General features: G+C 60.4%; 4 protein-coding genes and 1 pseudogene. All 5 read left to right on the top strand.

Annotation, left to right across the window (positions count from 1 at the left end; genetic code table 11):
* Positions 1–16 precede the first annotated feature (16 nt).
* Complete coding sequence (locus BKD70_RS23675) at positions 17–394, top strand: type II toxin-antitoxin system RelE/ParE family toxin (RefSeq protein WP_003151133.1); 378 nt, start codon at positions 17–19, stop codon at positions 392–394.
* Positions 375–710 (top strand): helix-turn-helix domain-containing protein, encoded by a 336-nt coding sequence (locus BKD70_RS23670; protein ID WP_001172026.1) that lies wholly within the window; start codon positions 375–377, stop codon positions 708–710. The genes BKD70_RS23675 and BKD70_RS23670 overlap by 20 nt, the downstream gene beginning before the upstream one ends.
* A 14-nt stretch (positions 711–724) precedes the next feature.
* Positions 725–1,059: pseudogene (locus BKD70_RS23665) on the top strand (transposase).
* A 23-nt stretch (positions 1,060–1,082) separates the two neighbouring features.
* Entirely contained in the window at positions 1,083–1,409 is a 327-nt protein-coding gene (locus tag BKD70_RS23660) for a hypothetical protein (RefSeq protein WP_000091614.1), read from the top strand.
* Positions 1,406–1,713: hypothetical protein (locus tag BKD70_RS23655; RefSeq protein WP_070415512.1), on the top strand; the 308-nt coding region annotated here is incomplete at its 3' end. The genes BKD70_RS23660 and BKD70_RS23655, both read left to right, overlap by 4 nt.

Below are 1,713 nucleotides of genomic sequence, written 5' to 3'. Positions count from 1 at the left end.
GGTATAAAATTCCGTCATGACAAACAAAGAAAAACCGCTCGAATGGATCGCGAGCAGCCACAAGGATTTGATGGCGTTGCCGTCCGACGTGCGTCGCCGTTTCGGTTACGCGCTCTCGTTGGCGCAGATAGGCGATCAGGATGACGCAGCAAAGGTGCTCAAGGGGTTCGGTGGTGCCGGCGTGCTGGAGGTCGTCGAAGACGATGCCGGCGGCACCTATCGAGCGGTATACACGGTCAAGTTTGCGGAAGCGGTGTTCGTCCTGCACTGCTTCCAGAAGAAGAGCAAGAGCGGAATCGCCACGCCAAAGGCCGACATGGACATCATCCGCGCTCGGCTGAAGGTGGCCGAGGTATTGGCACAGGAGCTACGAAATGCAAAAACGAATCATTGAAGGCGTCGAGGTTCAGCGCAGCTCGGGCAACGTCTTTGCCGACCTTGGACTGCCTGACGCTGAAAAGCTCAAGATCAAGACCGGCCTGGTGGTCGAGATCAGGAGGGCCATGCGCGCCCTTGGGCTGACTCAACAAGCGGCGGCCAAACGCATGGGCATCCCGCAACCGAAGGTGTCGGGCATGATGCGCGGCGACTTCACCAATCTATCCGAACGCAAGCTGATGGATTGTCTGAATCGCCTCGGCTACGACATCGAAATCAAGGTACGGCCAGCAGCCGAGCCGATCGGGCATCTAACGCTCGCAACCGCTTAATCGGAGCTCTCCTGATGGCAGCCCGCATCACCGACGACGAATGGGACGAACTGACTCCCGAGAATTTCGATACCACGGCACTGCTGCGTGCAGTCGATGCCGTGGACGTGCTGCGCGGCGATTTGAATGACAGCGCAGACGGCGCACCTCCGCAACTGCGCACCGACCTGTTGAAGCTGCATCAACTGGCAATGGCCGCGTTCAACGAGGGATCACGCAGCCGAGTGGCTGAGCTATTTGATCTCGCCGTGGATCTTCAGGATCAGGTTGATCATCTGATGACCTCGCTGGAACAAGTGCAAGAAACCCTGTCCCGGTGACGGCGCTCTACCCAGAAAGCCTGTCCTGAATGTTCTTGGAGACAACCACATCATGAGCCGCAGCCGCCGCAAAACGCCCATCGTTGGGCACACGACCTGCCGTAGCGAGCGCGAGGACAAGAAACTCTGGCATCAGCGCTGGCGAACCCACGAGCGCACCGCGCTGGCCAGCGCGTCGCCGGAAGCTCTATGCGCCCATCTGCCTCTACTGGAAAACCAGGTCAGCAACGTCTGGTCGATGGGTAAGGATGGCCGCTCCTACTGGCCCATCAAGCGCCAGGCCGCCACGGCGGATCGCATTGCCAACCACAAGGGACGCAATCCGCAAGAGCGCGCCTCCCTGAAAAAGCGTCTGCTGCGCAAGTGGATGAGCAAATGAACCTGTCCACCATCGAGGCGCTGGCTATCGCTTGGGCGCGAATCGCTGAAGAAGCAGAACTCCCAGCCGGCTACGAGGGCACGGCGACGCCAGAGGCGCATCGGGCCTGCGAGGTGATCCAGGAGCGGATTCGAGAGCACGTCGTCGCCACCAATGACATGCGGCTGTTCGGCCTGCTGCACCTGCTTGGGCAGGCGTCGCTGCGCATGGAGCAAGCGCTGTGGCCGGAAGAATATGCGCGGATGACCCGCGAGGTCGAGGAAGCTCTCCGAGAGGCCGACGACCCCAACGCCAAGTCGTACAC

This window comes from Pseudomonas sp. BS-2016, from assembly GCF_001806145.1.
In the GTDB taxonomy this organism is placed as follows: Bacteria; Pseudomonadota; Gammaproteobacteria; order Pseudomonadales; family Pseudomonadaceae; genus Aquipseudomonas; species Aquipseudomonas lundensis.
The sequence above is the reverse complement of the archived record's forward strand: the minus strand, read 5'-3'. Positions and strand labels throughout refer to the sequence as shown.

Bases quoted from the DNA above. Each gene is read 5' to 3' on its own strand.
- BKD70_RS23670 (WP_001172026.1), top strand. From the start codon at position 375: ATGCAAAAACGAATCATTGAAGGCGTCGAGGTTCAGCGCAGCTCGGGC.
- BKD70_RS23660 (WP_000091614.1), top strand. From the start codon at position 1,083: ATGAGCCGCAGCCGCCGCAAAACGCCCATCGTTGGGCACACGACCTGC.
- BKD70_RS23675 (WP_003151133.1), top strand. From the start codon at position 17: ATGACAAACAAAGAAAAACCGCTCGAATGGATCGCGAGCAGCCACAAG.